Source organism: Thiothrix eikelboomii, from assembly GCF_900167255.1.
GTDB lineage: Bacteria > Pseudomonadota > Gammaproteobacteria > Thiotrichales > Thiotrichaceae > Thiolinea > Thiolinea eikelboomii.
The window spans coordinates 42,661-57,397 of the sequence record NZ_FUYB01000025.1 but is presented as its reverse complement, the minus strand read 5'-3'; the positions used below and the strand labels follow the sequence as shown (position 1 = coordinate 57,397).

Genomic DNA, 14,737 nt, shown 5'->3' with positions numbered 1-14,737 from the left:
AAAACGTTGCATCCGTCGATAGCGAGAGGCAATTTCTGTATCGCTGTCTATATGCACGGCCAACAAGCTCAGATTCATTTGACGCGCATTCAGCAGCGCCAGCAGCATTGATACAAAACAATCCAGACGGGGCTTGCCCCAACCTAAATAGGCTTTTAAACTGTCTCTCAGTCCATCGCTCAGATCCATTTCGCTCTCCTGTGTGGTAACTAGAGAGTAAAACATAGGGGCGATGGACTTTCATCTTTATAGGTAGTCAACTCACTAAATCAATGGGTTAAATGTTTTGTCGTGTACAGAGGTATTTTTATTGAACTACTCAGCAAAAAATGACATTTTTTCTTTAAAATCAATCTTTTAAACACAGTCCATCAACTACCAAACCTTAAAAAATAAAACTCACGCGCTTTTATAAAAATGAGTTGCTACAATTATTAGAGCTAATTACCCCTATTCTTTTTATCAGATGAGGAAAGCCACCGTGTTTTCATTTGTAAAAGTACATCCCATTATTTCTTTTCTAATCATATTAGCCATTGGTTTATTGCTATTACGCTTAATCGGGAATAGATCCTTCGTGGTTAGCCCTCAAGCCACTCCGGCGAGCAGCTTGAGTCAATCAAACCCCTTGCATCAATTAACCGACAGCTTATTAAAAGCACCAGGCAATACGCACTCTAGTTTAGTTTACTCCTTGGGCAATCCACATATCGCTTTATTAAATCGCTTACAGCTGATTGATGTCGCTACTGAAACGATTGATGCTCAGTACTATTTATTCCATGACGATGATTCAGGGCAAGCCATTTTACAAGCGCTCGTAGAGGCCGCAAAGCGTGGAGTGAAGGTGCGCTTATTGCTAGATGATATGGATATGGTCAGTCGGGATGGGATTTTTGTACGCTTAGTCCAAGAAAACCCGACTCTCCAAGTCAGGATTTTCAACCCCTTCTATCTACGTAAGTTCCGTATACCTGAATACCCAGCCCGTTTTCCACGTGTAACCCGGCGGATGCATAATAAATCTCTGACGGTTGATCAAGTAATGACTATTGTCGGCGGACGTAATATTGGTAATGAATATTTTAGCTTCAAAACTGAAGTCGCCTTCGCTGATGTCGATTTATTGTCAGCCGGTAAAATTGGTCAAGATGTGACTGCAGCCTTTGATAAATACTGGTATAGCGGTTTAGCCTTCGATATCACTCAACTCAATACGGCTGCGACGGATGAACGCTTTAACCAATGGAAGTCTGCGTCGAGTACAGCCTTGAATTCTTATCGGCAAGAGGTTGAAAAAAATCATCTCGCTATCCAAAACTTGCTGAATGTCATCGGCAATAAGACCTATTATGCAGATATGAAGGTTATTTATGACCATCCTGAAAAGGTAATTGCGAGCTTTTCTGATACTGAAGGCAATATCACGAAAGAAATTGCTAATTTAATGAAAAGTGCTCAAAAAGAATTGGTTATTTCTTCACCTTATTTTATTCCGGGCAAATTCGGCTTAGAGCTGTTTAAAAGCTTAAGAGATCGTGGAGTTGAAATTATTATTTTAACTAACTCATTCGCAGCGAATGACGTAGCGGCGGTGCATGCGGGTTATTCTAATTACCGCAAGCAATTATTAGCGATGGGTGTCAAGCTGTATGAATTAAAGCCCCTAAATAGCGAAGGCGATCAAGGCTTTGAGCTGTTAGGCTCTAAACGCGCAAGCTTGCATGCTAAAGCCTTCGTAGTCGATCAAAAAACTATTTTTGTCGGTTCATTCAATCTTGATCCACGCTCGGCCATCCATAACACTGAAATGGGGATTATTTTTGAAGAACCCGATTATGGCGCTAACTCAGTAGCACAAACTCATCTTTATATGCAACAAAAGGCTTATGAAGTGCAACTCACCGACCAAGGCAAACTGCAATGGATTGATAACGCTAATGGAATTACTCTTTCCGTTGAACCCGAAATGAGCAGTTTCCAACGGGTGGTTATCACGGTGATTTCTTGGTTGCCTGTGGAATGGTTGTTGTAAAACTGCAAACTTTAGAACCTGCTATAAACTTGCTATCAATGGGATAAAAGTTTAGTTTAGAGGTCTGAGTCAGGGATAGCATTGCCATCCCTGCTCCTTGATAGAGTGGTTGATTTAGGATGGCGTTTTTTCAGGTAGTAACTCCGCTAAACGATCACGCACCAGCACACTTCCCCGTGACCCCAAACGCATTTTCTCTAATAAGATTGAAAAATCACCACAAGCATCGACCGCACGGGTCATCACCGCATCAACACAATAACGCCATTCCTCTAACTCAGGTGAAGTCGATTGGGGCAAAAAAGAACCTCGATACAGTTCAACAGCCTCGGTGACACGCCCCGAACGCAAGCGCTCCCACACATCAATAAAATCAGCCCAAATCGGCATCAGTAACCGATAAGGCCGTGAACCAATCTGCCCATCCAATAAACGACGCAAATGTGAAAGCTCCGATTTTAAAGTGGAAATGGTAATCGGCATATCCCCATATAAAGCCGCATGAAAAGAATCCAAGGTTAAACCCTGCGGATTCAAGGCCAGTAAACAGAGGATCTCTAATTGCCGCTGAGAAATACGCTGCACCTGCCCGCGAAAAATGACTTTCGGTGTACCTAAAGCCTGCAGCTCTAACTCGGCTCGGGGTTGCCAAATCGGTAAATGCTCAGCAATCGCCCGTGCTAGCTCACAAACCGCTGCTTGCCCTAAGGGTGTATGATGATTCCAAGTACTAGAAATCGCTAACACCCCCATCATTTGCCCAGTCTGCGGATGTATAATCGGTGAAGCATAGCCGACCCAATCATGCATAAAAGCTAGATAGTGCTCAGAAGCAAATACCGTGGTCGCAGCGCCTAATTTCAAGCATAAACCCACCGCATTCGTACCGCTAGCCTCTTCACTCCAATCGCTGCCTGCCATGAAATTGACCGCTTCAGCTCGTGCTTGCATATGTGCGCTCGCAAAGCTCCACAACAAATATCCGTGCATATCCGCTAAAGCGGCGACCAATGAGCCTTCACGCGCTAATTGCATGATCTGTTCGCGCTCACGCTGGGCAGCCGCACGCAACGGTGAGTCTTGCCAACGTTGTTGGACAAGATAAGTTTCACCGATAGATGCTTGAGCTTGTGAATAAGGGCTAAGTTGCAAAGCACAACGCTGCCAAGATGCATAAATATCTGGGCGCAAAATACGTTCACGCACCTTCGCACTACCTGAAATAAAGCGTGACCACTGCATTTCAGTGACACGACGGCGCTGCATCAGATAGTCGCTCGCTCGAACCGGTATCATCCCATACTCCTAACAAGGATTGGCTACACACATATCCCTAAAAATTATTTAAATTAGGATAAATTTAGCTATGTTGGGTAACATTATGGCGCACGGCACTTCCCCCGTCGAGCAATGCTGACGGGGTATGTGCCCGAAGAACGGGAGCCTCTCCTCCTAACACGCACATCCTACAACAAAGCTTTTTGTTAAAAAAGAGTTAAGCTTTCTCTAGTATCGAAAAAATTTATATTTTCGATCAAGAAGAAAAACTTCTGCATTTTACGCACTATAAAACCCTAGGTTTTTAACTTGTAGTTAATAATGCTTAAAATTAAGCGTACTTCCCTAACATTCAACAATTATCTAGAGTAGTGCTCAAGATTAAAACCACACAAGCTAGGAAAGTTTGATGCAAGCACGCAATACTCATAATACTTATGGCTGGGTCTCAATCAGCCTACATTGGTTGATGGCTATCTTACTGATCGGTATGTACTTTGTAGGCGATTACATGCGTGGCCTCACTTACTACGATCCGCTTTATCACACCTTACCTTATTGGCATAAAAGCCTTGGCATCTTATTAGGCTTTGCCATTTTATTTCGCCTGATTTGGAGTTTAACTAATCCCAAACCAGCATCTTCTCAAGTCGTACCGGGCTTTATGCATCAGCTCGCTAAGTTAGGCCACTTAGGTTTATATGCGCTAGTGATCGTTTTGATCATCAGTGGTTATTTAATTTCTAGCGCAAAAGGTCAAGGTATTGAAGTATTCGGCTGGTTTGAAATACCGGCTTTGTTAGCCAGCAATGAGCAACGTGGCGAACTAGCCGGTGAAGTCCACGAGATCGCAGCCAGTTTATTTATGCTGTTAGTCGCGGTACACGCATTAGCAGCCATTTTTCATCATGTTTATTGGAAAGATAACACCCTAACTCGTATGTTAGGCCGTTCATCAAAATACGAAGGATAATCCACATGCAAGGTTTATTAGCAAGCTCGGTATTGGCTTTAGGTTTATTAGGCAGCACTGCACTCGTGCAAGCCGATGATTACACCATTGATAGTGAAGGTAAGCATGCCTCTGTCAATTTCCGTATCCAACACTTAGGTTATAGCTGGTTATATGGTCGCTTTAATGATTTTAGCGGCAGCTTTAGCTTTGACGAAGCCAAGCCGGATGCGTCTAAAGTTGAAGTCACCATCAAAACCACCAGCGTAGATAGCAATCATGCTGAACGTGATAAGCACTTACGCAGCGGTGACTTTCTAGAAGTAGAAAAATTCCCAGAAGCTAAATTTGTGAGCACTGCATACAAACCCAATGGCGATGGCACAGGTAGTTTAATGGGCGATTTCACGTTACGAGGTGTGACCAAGCCTTTAGAAATTAAAGTACGTGAAACAGGTGCGGGTAAAGACCCTTGGGGTGGCTTCCGGCGCGGTTTTGAAGGCTCGGCTAAATTCGCTTTAGCTGACTACGGTATTAGCATGGACTTAGGCCCTGCCTCAAAAGAAGTTGAGCTAATTTTGTCCGTGGAAGGCGTGAAAAAATAAGCGCGTAAATTCCGCTTTGCTTGGGATATTCAAGCCAATATCCCAAGTTCAAGTTAAGCGAGTGGCTGCGTATGCTAAACTCTTCGGCACCTATCTAAGGACTATCAAGGAGTTTTCATGGCGACTATCCTATTACGTGGCGATGATGCTGCGCTCATACAAGATTTATCCATACAATTAGCACAAGACCTGCAACAGGTCGGGTTAGATACCGATGTGCAACTCACCACAGCAAGCAATACAGAAGCGACTCGCGGTGACCCGGCAACACTGGGGATGATTGTCGCCACAGCAGTAGCAGCGGGTGGTGCACTGACTGTATTTCTGGGCAAGCAAGGCGGTTTATCGGCATTGGCCAAAGTACTGGAAAAGTATGTGGAAAGCCGCAAGGTGGAGGTACTAATTGAAACTGACGATGGCAAAAAAGTGCAGGTCAGTGGGTCATTAGCGGCGATTAAGGCCGTGTTGAAAGAAGTTTGAAGACCCTATCGCCAGCCTTCTCTTGCAAGGAGTGAAGGGAATATTGACTGGAGACTTTTATGCAGTATTACATACTAGAACTGTTCCGCAAGGATGGCTCACGCTTTGAGTTGCGGGTGTTTGATGAGCAAACAACACGGATAAGGCTTGTTCAATTAGGTTGATCGGCACAGTAACGGATAGTTGCGGCTCATTCAGCAGATACCACAGCCACTAGCTTTGTATGTCGACCTGCGTCAGGCAAGTTTACGGCATCTACCGTGGGAATTGCTGCATGTAGGCTCGGTAATGTGCGCTCACTGCTTCCCCGTATACAACACCACCTCCAACAAACCGCCTACTCTTTCGCCATAGTGTTTTAGCTGTTATAGCATAAAGCTCCGCGATTTTTATAATAGCTAACCCGCTATTTGCAAATTAGCAATCCCTCGATTTTAGCATTAGCCTCAAGTCACTCGCAATTTCGCTAAGTCCTCCTCGCTATAGCCTTGCGCTGCTAGTTGGTTAATTATTTTCTGAGCGGAGCGTAAACGGTGAACTGCTATCAAGGTTTTAGCGTGATAAAAGTCCATACGTTGACGGAAATAAACATCCGTCCGCCGTTCAGTACGGCGTTTAGAACAGTGAAATAAGCGTAAGGCCTGCCAAGGTTGCTGTTCAATAAGCAAGCTCATTTCATCAGTATTAAAGCTGCCGGTAGACTGAATATCTTCGTACAAACCTTCCCATAGCCAAGTTTGGGCTAAAGTCCAAATTGCTGCACTTTTCTCGGCTTCACTATATTTACCTTTAGTGTCCATGAGCAGCAGCATGCGTACAATTTCACGTAAGGCATACTCACTCAATAATAAGTGCTGCCTACCAGCTAAGGCTAAACTCAGCTTTAAATCAAAGCGATGTATTAGAGCAGGCCAACGCAAGATATGGAGCACACCCAACTCGCTAATTACTTCAGGTGCAAAAGCGTCCTGTACAACTTTAAAGATATTATCCGCAGTCAAGGTAGCCAGCTTCGACATTAAACTTGCAAACACCTTGCCCTCAGTGTCTAGATATGAACTTTCAATGCCATCATCATACCAATTCGCTGCAAGTAACTTAGCAACAGTGCCAGTCAAGCCTAATTGTGCCCCCATTTGCTGAACCAACTCACTCATAAAAGCCTGTAAACAAGTGTTGATAGCCTCACTGGGCAAGTGGCTATACAGATAAAACCTTAAGAGTTGCCCTTGATCAGAAATCGCTAATAAACACCGCCCTAATACATTGCCCTCAGTATCAAAAAAATACAGTACACGCTTATTAATATCTGCGGCGTTTGCCACCACTGAAAAGAAATTTACCCCACCACGGCTTAGGCAGGTTTGAAAATGATCACCCATGCGAAACACTTCAAATATATTATTGGCAAAGCGCATCTCCACTGGCATCGTCTTGCTTTCTAGACTTAGTTGACTGCTTAATTCAAGCCCTTCCACCCAAGGTTTTAAATTCAAACCCTTAGCCTGCATTTTCTTTAGCCACGCTTGATTAGCAGGTGCTGTCACTAAGGGATAAGCCTGCTGCATTTGCGCTTGACAAAGCAAACTGACTATACGCCGCTCTGGCGGGTCTAAAGTGGACAACCCGAGCAATGAACGCAACTTATGTTTATCCGCTAACCACTCATCAGGAATGGTTTCTAGTGTGAATGCACGATGAAGTTGCGCGTGTAAGGTCTGAAAATTGTGCTGCTCCCAAACGGTAAAAAATGCATGTAAAGCAGCATTTTCTAGCTTGGAAGCTAAGCGTTCCAATCGTTTGGCTGAGGGTGGTTTGCTGCCAGTATCGGGTTGTTGTAAACGTCGTTGTAAATTAGCTAGGCGCTGCTTTAAAGGCATTAACCCTCCATCATCCGTACAGCTAGCTAGCTTTAACTGCAAATACTCAAGCTCTTGCTCAAGCTTAGTGGTGGAAGGTTTGATGTCTGCCAATATCCGCTCTGTAACTTGCTCTGCTTGCGGGTGATAATGAGCCAACAAAGTTAAGGCCGATCGCAAAGCGATTGGGTAATCTGCAAAATCACTGCTGACTAGCTGTTTAGGGGGCAGTACTTGTTCACCCGGCTTAAACAGTGTGATTAACTCAGTGACTGGCTGCAGTAAAGACCAAGCTTTATGTCTTAGACAATAGTCATAAATCCCCTGATAAGCAGACTGCTTTAGAGAGACTAAGACCTCGAATAACTGCTTGGCTTGAAAGTAATCTGTAGTATTTTCTAGCATTTCCCATAAGCCTAATAAGGCTCTAAACTGCTCTGGGGAAGGATCTTTGACTAAAAAATTATCAAATACTTTGACTAAACGGCCTTCGACAAAATCTGGATCAATATTAAGCGCATGGAATTGCTGAAAATAAGCGCCGTGTGGCCAATGAGCAAAAGTCCTTAGATAGAAATAATAAAAACTAAGCCCATCCCCCATTTTATCCGGCGCACTCTCACAAAGCTTAGCCAACTCAGCCAAGAACACAGCCTCACGCCCCAAGATACCATCCTCAGTCAGCATGACATATTCGAGCGTATGTAAAGGTGGACGTGGGCGTGAAGGTCGACGCTGCCTGCTTGAATAATAAACATCTAAAGCAGCCCAAGGTTCTAGGCGCTGCTCTAAGGCTTTTGCGCTAGCTGCTGTTTGCAAATAATTGAGCCACCAGCCCAACACTAGCTTAAAGCGTCGAAGTACATTGATATTCAGATCGTACTCACAGGCAGCTGCTAGAATTAATTGCCAATGCGTAAATACCTTGAGGAGGATTAAAGGCTGACGCCAGCGACTAGTAGCGGGTAAACGCTGTAGCTGAGTGTCTAAAACACTTAAAGCTTGATAGACGAAGCTATCACTCATCTTGCTTAAATCGGCCAGCCAAGTTGGCAAGTTATCAATAAACCAGTCTTCTTTTTGCCCAAATGTCTGCCAAGCTAACTGTACCGCTTTGATAAGCTCTTTCCTTACACTCTTCTGATATTGACTGAGTTGGCCAACTTGATGACCGAACTTGCGATATTGCTTCGCTAAGTCCTCAAACTCCATCAAGAACAGTTGACTATGCTCAGACTGCTGCTGCCAAACCCTGAAGACAGCAGGGGATAGCAATTTCAGCAACAGATCAAGGCGGCGGCGGCGCTCTTTATTGGGTAGGGTGATTAACTGCTCTAGCCATCGCTGCCAAGCATCAACTTCAACAACGGCTTGGGTCAGGGTGGGTAGCTCAAGCCTAGCTCCGTTTTCTTGAGCCGGAAAATACTCAAAGTAAACATGATGCTCACGCATAAAGCGGTTATACGCAAAAGCACCACCTTCTTGCCATGCAGGGTCAGCAAGGATAGTGAGTAAACTAGTAACACGGGCTGCGCTTAAATCTTGGCTGAGAATAAATAGCAAAGCACAAATCTTAATGCCTTCTGGAAAGCTGTCTAACACTCGGTGGAGTGCTACTTGCTCTTGCTCAATCCAAGTAACTGCCTGCTCTAAAGCTTTGGGATCAAGCGATAGCCACCATGCAAAAGCATCGAGTAACACCGACAGTTGTGGCTGCCTAAGCTTGAATTGCTCCACTTGGCGCAATAATCGTGCTTGCCCCTGCTCTGCTAATAACAAAGTTTGCCAAGGCTGAATTTCCTTACCTTCCAATACAGCCCGCACGGCTTGCAGCTTTAAACTCACACGTTGTTCCCAAACCTCCACCACACCAACGATTTGGGGCAAAGCACGCGGAAATGCATGCACTAAACGTTGATAGTTATAAGCTGCTGTTGCTAGATCTGCCGCTTGAATCTGGCTGATTTGCTGATCCCAAGGCCCTGGGAAATAAAGGCTTTGCCAAGTCAGCGTTTGATCTTGCGCAGCGAGTGGATAACCCCACAGCCACGCTAAACGTGCGCGTAAGAATAACTTGGCACGCGGGAGATTATGACTATATTTAGTTTGAGGAAAATCGTCATGCATAGCTTACAAGTATAAAAGAGCAAGACACCGTTTGCTGTGCACAATTGACTAGTTGCTAAATGACAACCACACAAACACCGTTGGGAGCAAACAAGTCCTCCCAACTGCTATTGAAAAGCTAGCTTCAACCTAGGCCTCCGCCTTAAGACTACCCCGCCGAATCTGATCACGCTCTAAGGATTCAAATAAGGCTTTGAAATTTCCCTCACCAAAACCCTGATCTTGTTTACGCTGAATAAACTCAAAGAACACCGGGCCTAATAAAGTTTGCGAGAAAATTTGCAGCAATAAGCGAGGCTGCCCATCCTTGGTGCTGCCATCGAGTAAAATACCGCGCAGTTTTAGTTCATCAACCGGTTCACCATGCTGAGGTAACCGCTCTTCGAGCATCTCATAGTAACTGTCATTCGGCGCATTCATCAGCGGCACACCGACTTGGCGCAAGCAATCAACACTTGCCAATAAATCATCGGAAAGCAGCGCAATATGCTGAATACCTTCACCATTGAACTGCATCAAGAACTCTTCAATCTGCCCAGTGCCACCGCGCCCAGCTTCTTCATTCAGCGGAATACGGATTAAACCATCCGGTGCTGTCATCGCCCGCGAAGTTAAGCCCGTGTATTCACCTTTAATATCGAAATAACGAATATCCCGAAAATTAAACAGCTTCTCGTAATAAGCACCCCAGAAAGCCATCCGTCCGCGATAGACATTATGGGTGAGATGATCAACCACTTTAAAACCATAGCCTTGTGGATGACGCTGCACGCCTTCGATCCATTCAAAATCAATATCGTAAATCGACTTACCCTCTTCAAAGCGGTCGATTAAATACAAAGGTGCTCCACCGATGCCTTTAATAGCAGGCAAGCGTAACTCCATCGGTCCGGTAGGAATTTCAATCGGTTGTGCACCCAATTCCAAAGCACGTTGATAAGCTTTGTGGGCATCTTTGACCCGAAAAGCTAAGCCACAAGCACTCGGACCATGCTCCGCTGCAAAATAACCTGCTAGACTTTTAGGTTCACGATTAACGATGAAATTAATGTCGCCTTGGCGATACAACAGCACATCTTTGGAACGATGCTTAGCAACGAGGGTAAAGCCCATTTTTTCAAATAAAGGCTCTAACACATTCGGGATGGGTGAGGCGAATTCAACAAACTCAAAGCCCATTAAACCCATTGGATTTTCAAATAAATCAGACATGATCAAAACTCCACAAGAATAAGATGACGTGACAACTCAGCGAGAACTTATTTTGCGTAAGGCGGACTGACCGGACGCCCACGAATGCTGCGTGCAAGGTGTTGTCCGATGATCAAGTGGTTCATTTAAAGTAACTTAAGACTCTGAATAAGAAAAGCTGACTAGAGTTATACAGCAAAAACAGCAGGCTTGCTAAGAACCTTTAAAACCAAAGGCAAAAACCTACTACCCAGCAGAATGGGCTTAAATCAAATACTCTTGGCGATAACCTGAATTGGCAAGAACAGGGCCTGTGGTTCTGGCCGACTGCCTAGCTCACCACTCACCGTTGCTAAAGGCTCAAATCCTAGTCGGCTATAAAACGCAACGGCTTGCGGCTTCGCATCGACGACTACACCGACACAACCCGACTGATCACGCTGCTGCAAAGCCAGCTCTAACATACTTTTGAGTAGCAATTTGCCCACGCCTTGACCTTGAAAAACCTGATCTACTGCTAAGCGGGCAAGGCGCAAAATCGGTAAAGGATAATCTGGCAAGCGCTTACGCACTGTTGCTGCTAGCTGTTCGGCGGTGATTTCACCACTACTGACGGTTACATAACCGGCTAATTGATTAGCACAAAGCGCAATATAAGTTGTGCCTACATAATGGCGAAACTGATTTTGCCCAGCAAAGCGCTGGAAAAAGCGATCTAACTCAATATCACCAGATTGAAAATGTACACGTTCATCACTCGCTTCCAAACGACGAATTTGAATTTGCAAGTCAGGCATTCTATTTATTGGCCATCAAAGCACGTAAGGCTGGGGTTGGATCCTCATCCTGATTGAGCCGCTCTGCTATACGCTCTAAGCTTGCTTCAGACACCACTAAACGGGCTGGTACAATCAGGTCTTCCGGTAACTCACGCAAAGCCTGTAAAAAATGCTGTAAGGCATTTTCGATCAAAAAAGCCTTGGTTACACCTTTACGTTTAACGTAAGACTCCATCTGGCCTTTGGTCTCTTCAGAAATATAAGCTGAAATCTGGGTTACTGTGCTATTCATAGTCACTCTCTACAAATTTGTAGAATTTTATTTTCAGACTATAAAACTAAACAACTGGTAGGGCAAGCTTATTGTTTTAAGGCCTTCAGGTCATGGACACACAGCAGACTGAAGTAATCGAGGAAACCTTTAGCCTCATTGTGCATTAATAAGCATCAAACGCCGCATCCAACAAGCGCTTGGTGAAGTCATGGCGGTGCATCTTGAGGAAATGCCGTGTCACCTGCAGCAACCACGTCAGCAAATCAAAGGTCTTACTAAAGATCGGCATCTACAGTAATCACCTGCTCGCCACCCGTGAGTTTATCCATGAACTGCTGGATTAATTCACCGTGCTTGATCTCATTATTATCCCGCAACAAGTGGAGACGGCGGGATGAACAGTGCTGTTCAAGTTCCGCGACGATGCCCGTCTCGCGTTCGACCCGCCAAGAATAGGAGACAAATACCTTGGTTTCACTCATGATGGCTAAGCCCTTAAGCCGGAATGACTAACTAAACGCTCAGTGCTTCACAAAAATCAACTGATCCGTAGCAAAGCCCAAGCTTTTAGCTTTTTCTACCAGCCGCTGTTGTACCGCTGCTTCTAGCTGTGGAGTGCGTGCCAAAATCCACAAATAGTCACGGTCATTGCCTGTAACCAATACATGTTGATAATTTGGGTCCAGTTCTACGATATTATAGCCGCCATAAAACGGGCCAAAAAAGGAGACTTTTAATTGCCCGACATCAGGTTGACCGACAAACTTAGCCCGACCTTCAGCCTCTTCAAATTTTTGTTTGCTGGTATTAAAACCGCGATTCAAAACCCGAAGATCACCATCATCACGCAGACTGTATTCTGCCGACACCTGTTCCAAACCCCGCTCGAAGGGATGATCAAGGCGAGCAATTTCATACCATTTGCCTAGATAACGCTCAACTTGAAAGCCAGTAACTGGCTGAATACCCTCTGGAGTCCCCGCACAGGCAGACAAAAATAACAGCCCTAGAAATAAATAAAACCAACGCTTCATCAGCATAGTATACCCCTTAGCTAGACTACTCGGACTCAAGCCGCATCCATCTGAATCACTTGCTCCACCAAGTTCAATTCAGTCATAGGAATATGGCACAGAATCGCATGTCCGGTGGCCGTTTGTTGCAGAGACGGCAATTGGGTTTCACAGATTGCGCCGATTTTGCGCGGGCAGCGTGTCTGAAAAGGGCAGCCCGAAGGTGGATTCACCGGAGAAGGTAATTCACCTTCCAACACAATATGGCGCTTTTTCACCGAAGTATCGGCAATCGGCACGGCCGACAAAAGTGCCTCGGTATACGGATGATAAGGTGGATTAAAAATTTCATCAGTCGTACCCTGCTCCATAATCCGCCCAAGATACATCACCACAATTCGATCTGAAACATACCGCACCACTGACAAATCATGGCTAATAAACAGCAGTGTAGTTTTTAAATTACGCTGAATATCCGTGAGCAGCCCCGTCACCGCCGCCTGTACTGATACATCCAAGGCTGAAACCGGTTCATCCGCAACCACTACGGCTGGATTACCCGCAAACGCACGGGCAATGCCAATCCGTTGCTTTTGCCCACCGGATAACTGTCGAGGACGGCGCAGGGCAAAATCACGCGGGAGTTTAACTAAATCAAGGAGTTCTAAAACCCGTTGATTGACTTTTTCTGGATCAGATTCAACATCAAACTTCTTAATCACCCGGGCAATCTGCGAACCAACCGTATGACTAGGGTTGAGGGTATCAAACGGATTTTGAAAAACCATCTGCAATAACGCGACCGTTTGCGCTTTACGTTGCTGCACCGGCGTATGCCCTAATTCCAAACCATTCAAAATGACTTGGCCTTCAGTGGCCTCCTCCAAACCCATTAAAACTTTGGCAAACGTGGTTTTACCACAGCCTGATTCACCGACAATAGCGACCGTTTCTGCCTCTCGAGCCAGCAGATTAATATCCTCATTCGCTTTCACATATTGGACTTTTTTGCCCTTAATGAATGCCATGAGCGAGCTATCGCTTAGCTCGTAATACTTTTTCATGTGTTTAACTTCGAGCACGACTTGACCAATTTCCGCCTGCTCACCACTCAAACCTTCAGGGTGATAGCTTTGCCAGTCAATCGCTTCAAAGCGCTCACAGCGCACCTCATGACGGACTTCGTGCAGCACAGGGCGCATACTAATCCCAGCTTCTTGGTCACAACAGCCTGCTTGGAAAAAATCACAACGCGGGCCGAAATAGCAACCTTGTGGACGGTTTTGTGGCAAAGGTAATTGCCCCCGAATCGGCACCAGCGGACGTGAATTTTTATTAGTTCCGGGTAAAGGAATCGAGGCAAATAAGCCACGGGTATACGGATGGCGCATTTCATTGAAGACGGCTTGCACTGAACCCGTTTCCACAGCCTCACCTGAGTACATGACCGTGATCCGATCACAAGTCTCCAGAATCAACCCCAGATTGTGCGAGATATAAATCATCGAAGTGCCAAATTGACTGGAGATTTCCTTAATCAATTGCACAATCCCCGCCTCAACTGTCACATCCAGTGCCGTGGTTGGCTCATCCAATAGCAGCAAGGCTGGCTTAGATAATAAAGCCATTGCAATCACTACCCGCTGCTGCTGCCCCCCCGAAATTTGGTGCGGATAAGCGTCCATAATCCGTTGCGGATCGGGCAATTTGACGGCTGCTAGCATATCCAATGAACGTTGTTTGGCTTCCGCTTGCGTTACATCTTCATGATAGAGCGGCACCTCCATCAGCTGCTCGCCAATCTTCATGGAAGGATTGAGTGAGGCCATTGGCTCTTGATAGACCATACTGATCTGCGAGCCACGAATACTGCGTAATTCATCCTCGCTCATCGCCTGCAAATCGCGGCCATTGAAGAGAATTTGCCCGCTTTTCACGCGCCCGTTTTTGCCCATATAATTCATAATCGCAAGCGCGACGGTGGATTTACCACAACCCGACTCACCGACAATGCCAATTGACTCACCCGGCATCACGGTCAAATTAAAATCAACCACCGCCGGAATTTCCCCAGCACGGGTGTAATAAGAAATATTGACGTTTTTACACTCCAAGACTGGAATCACTGCTGTTGTATTAGCCAT

The 14,737-nt window shown here is 45.4% G+C and carries 13 protein-coding genes and 1 pseudogene; 4 read left to right on the top strand and 10 right to left on the bottom strand.

All coding sequences use genetic code 11. The features are described from left to right. Positions 1 to 189: pseudogene (locus tag B5D50_RS18010) on the bottom strand (hypothetical protein); the annotation flags it as partial. Between the two features lie 292 nt (positions 190 to 481). Between B5D50_RS18010 and B5D50_RS18005 the strand changes: the two are divergent. Beyond that, on the top strand, positions 482 to 2,035 hold the full coding sequence (locus B5D50_RS18005; protein ID WP_159448676.1) for a phospholipase D family protein: 1,554 nt from the start codon (positions 482 to 484) through the stop codon (positions 2,033 to 2,035). A 114-nt stretch (positions 2,036 to 2,149) separates the two neighbouring features. Here the strand turns inward: B5D50_RS18005 and B5D50_RS18000 are convergent, their stop codons facing one another. Continuing rightward, entirely contained in the window at positions 2,150 to 3,331 is a 1,182-nt protein-coding gene (locus B5D50_RS18000; RefSeq protein ID WP_078924056.1) for a sigma-54-dependent transcriptional regulator family protein, read from the bottom strand. A gap of 391 nt (positions 3,332 to 3,722) precedes the next feature. Here B5D50_RS18000 and B5D50_RS17995 point away from each other — a divergent pair, with 391 nt between their 5' ends. From B5D50_RS17995 to B5D50_RS17985, 3 genes are all read left to right on the top strand, one after another. After that, positions 3,723 to 4,286, top strand: coding sequence for a cytochrome b (locus B5D50_RS17995; RefSeq protein ID WP_078924055.1), 564 nt, complete (start codon positions 3,723 to 3,725; stop codon positions 4,284 to 4,286). A 5-nt stretch (positions 4,287 to 4,291) separates the two neighbouring features. Next, complete coding sequence (locus B5D50_RS17990; RefSeq protein WP_078924054.1) at positions 4,292 to 4,870, top strand: YceI family protein; 579 nt, start codon at positions 4,292 to 4,294, stop codon at positions 4,868 to 4,870. Between the two features lie 117 nt (positions 4,871 to 4,987). Further along, the gene (locus tag B5D50_RS17985; protein ID WP_078924053.1) at positions 4,988 to 5,350 is read left to right on the top strand and encodes a hypothetical protein; all 363 of its coding nucleotides are present in this window, start codon (positions 4,988 to 4,990) and stop codon (positions 5,348 to 5,350) included. A gap of 446 nt (positions 5,351 to 5,796) precedes the next feature. Here the strand turns inward: B5D50_RS17985 and B5D50_RS17980 are convergent, their stop codons facing one another. From B5D50_RS17980 to B5D50_RS17950, 8 genes are all read right to left on the bottom strand, one after another. Then, a complete protein-coding gene (locus B5D50_RS17980; RefSeq protein ID WP_078924052.1) occupies positions 5,797 to 9,336 on the bottom strand; it encodes a hypothetical protein in 3,540 nt (1,179 codons plus the stop codon). 129 nt (positions 9,337 to 9,465) lie between these two features. Continuing rightward, the gene (hppD, locus tag B5D50_RS17975) at positions 9,466 to 10,548 is read right to left on the bottom strand and encodes a 4-hydroxyphenylpyruvate dioxygenase (protein WP_078924051.1); all 1,083 of its coding nucleotides are present in this window, start codon (positions 10,546 to 10,548) and stop codon (positions 9,466 to 9,468) included. Between the two features lie 248 nt (positions 10,549 to 10,796). Continuing rightward, entirely contained in the window at positions 10,797 to 11,324 is a 528-nt protein-coding gene (locus B5D50_RS17970) for a GNAT family N-acetyltransferase (protein ID WP_200807137.1), read from the bottom strand. A gap of 1 nt (position 11,325) precedes the next feature. After that, positions 11,326 to 11,598, bottom strand: coding sequence for a hypothetical protein (locus B5D50_RS17965; RefSeq protein WP_078924050.1), 273 nt, complete (start codon positions 11,596 to 11,598; stop codon positions 11,326 to 11,328). 145 nt (positions 11,599 to 11,743) lie between these two features. Then, positions 11,744 to 11,869: a four helix bundle protein gene (locus tag B5D50_RS20780; RefSeq protein WP_268807822.1), complete on the bottom strand. Its 126-nt coding sequence runs from the start codon at positions 11,867 to 11,869 to the stop codon at positions 11,744 to 11,746. Next, complete coding sequence (locus B5D50_RS17960; protein ID WP_078924049.1) at positions 11,856 to 12,062, bottom strand: hypothetical protein; 207 nt, start codon at positions 12,060 to 12,062, stop codon at positions 11,856 to 11,858. The genes B5D50_RS20780 and B5D50_RS17960 overlap by 14 nt, the downstream gene beginning before the upstream one ends. Positions 12,063 to 12,101: 39 nt before the next feature. Then, positions 12,102 to 12,620, bottom strand: coding sequence for a lipocalin family protein (locus tag B5D50_RS17955; protein ID WP_200807136.1), 519 nt, complete (start codon positions 12,618 to 12,620; stop codon positions 12,102 to 12,104). 29 nt (positions 12,621 to 12,649) lie between these two features. Then, positions 12,650 to 14,737, bottom strand: coding sequence for an ABC transporter ATP-binding protein (locus tag B5D50_RS17950; protein WP_078924048.1), 2,088 nt, complete (start codon positions 14,735 to 14,737; stop codon positions 12,650 to 12,652).

Bases quoted from the DNA above. Each gene is read 5' to 3' on its own strand.
- B5D50_RS17990 (WP_078924054.1), top strand. From the start codon at position 4,292: ATGCAAGGTTTATTAGCAAGCTCGGTATTGGCTTTAGGTTTATTAGGC.
- B5D50_RS17985 (WP_078924053.1), top strand. From the start codon at position 4,988: ATGGCGACTATCCTATTACGTGGCGATGATGCTGCGCTCATACAAGAT.
- B5D50_RS17950 (WP_078924048.1), bottom strand. From the start codon at position 14,737: ATGGCTAATACAACAGCAGTGATTCCAGTCTTGGAGTGTAAAAACGTC.
- B5D50_RS17960 (WP_078924049.1), bottom strand. From the start codon at position 12,062: ATGAGTGAAACCAAGGTATTTGTCTCCTATTCTTGGCGGGTCGAACGC.
- B5D50_RS17995 (WP_078924055.1), top strand. From the start codon at position 3,723: ATGCAAGCACGCAATACTCATAATACTTATGGCTGGGTCTCAATCAGC.
- B5D50_RS17955 (WP_200807136.1), bottom strand. From the start codon at position 12,620: ATGCTGATGAAGCGTTGGTTTTATTTATTTCTAGGGCTGTTATTTTTG.
- B5D50_RS17965 (WP_078924050.1), bottom strand. From the start codon at position 11,598: ATGAATAGCACAGTAACCCAGATTTCAGCTTATATTTCTGAAGAGACC.
- B5D50_RS20780 (WP_268807822.1), bottom strand. From the start codon at position 11,869: ATGCCGATCTTTAGTAAGACCTTTGATTTGCTGACGTGGTTGCTGCAG.
- hppD (WP_078924051.1), bottom strand. From the start codon at position 10,548: ATGTCTGATTTATTTGAAAATCCAATGGGTTTAATGGGCTTTGAGTTT.
- B5D50_RS17980 (WP_078924052.1), bottom strand. From the start codon at position 9,336: ATGCATGACGATTTTCCTCAAACTAAATATAGTCATAATCTCCCGCGT.
- B5D50_RS18000 (WP_078924056.1), bottom strand. From the start codon at position 3,331: ATGATACCGGTTCGAGCGAGCGACTATCTGATGCAGCGCCGTCGTGTC.
- B5D50_RS17970 (WP_200807137.1), bottom strand. From the start codon at position 11,324: ATGCCTGACTTGCAAATTCAAATTCGTCGTTTGGAAGCGAGTGATGAA.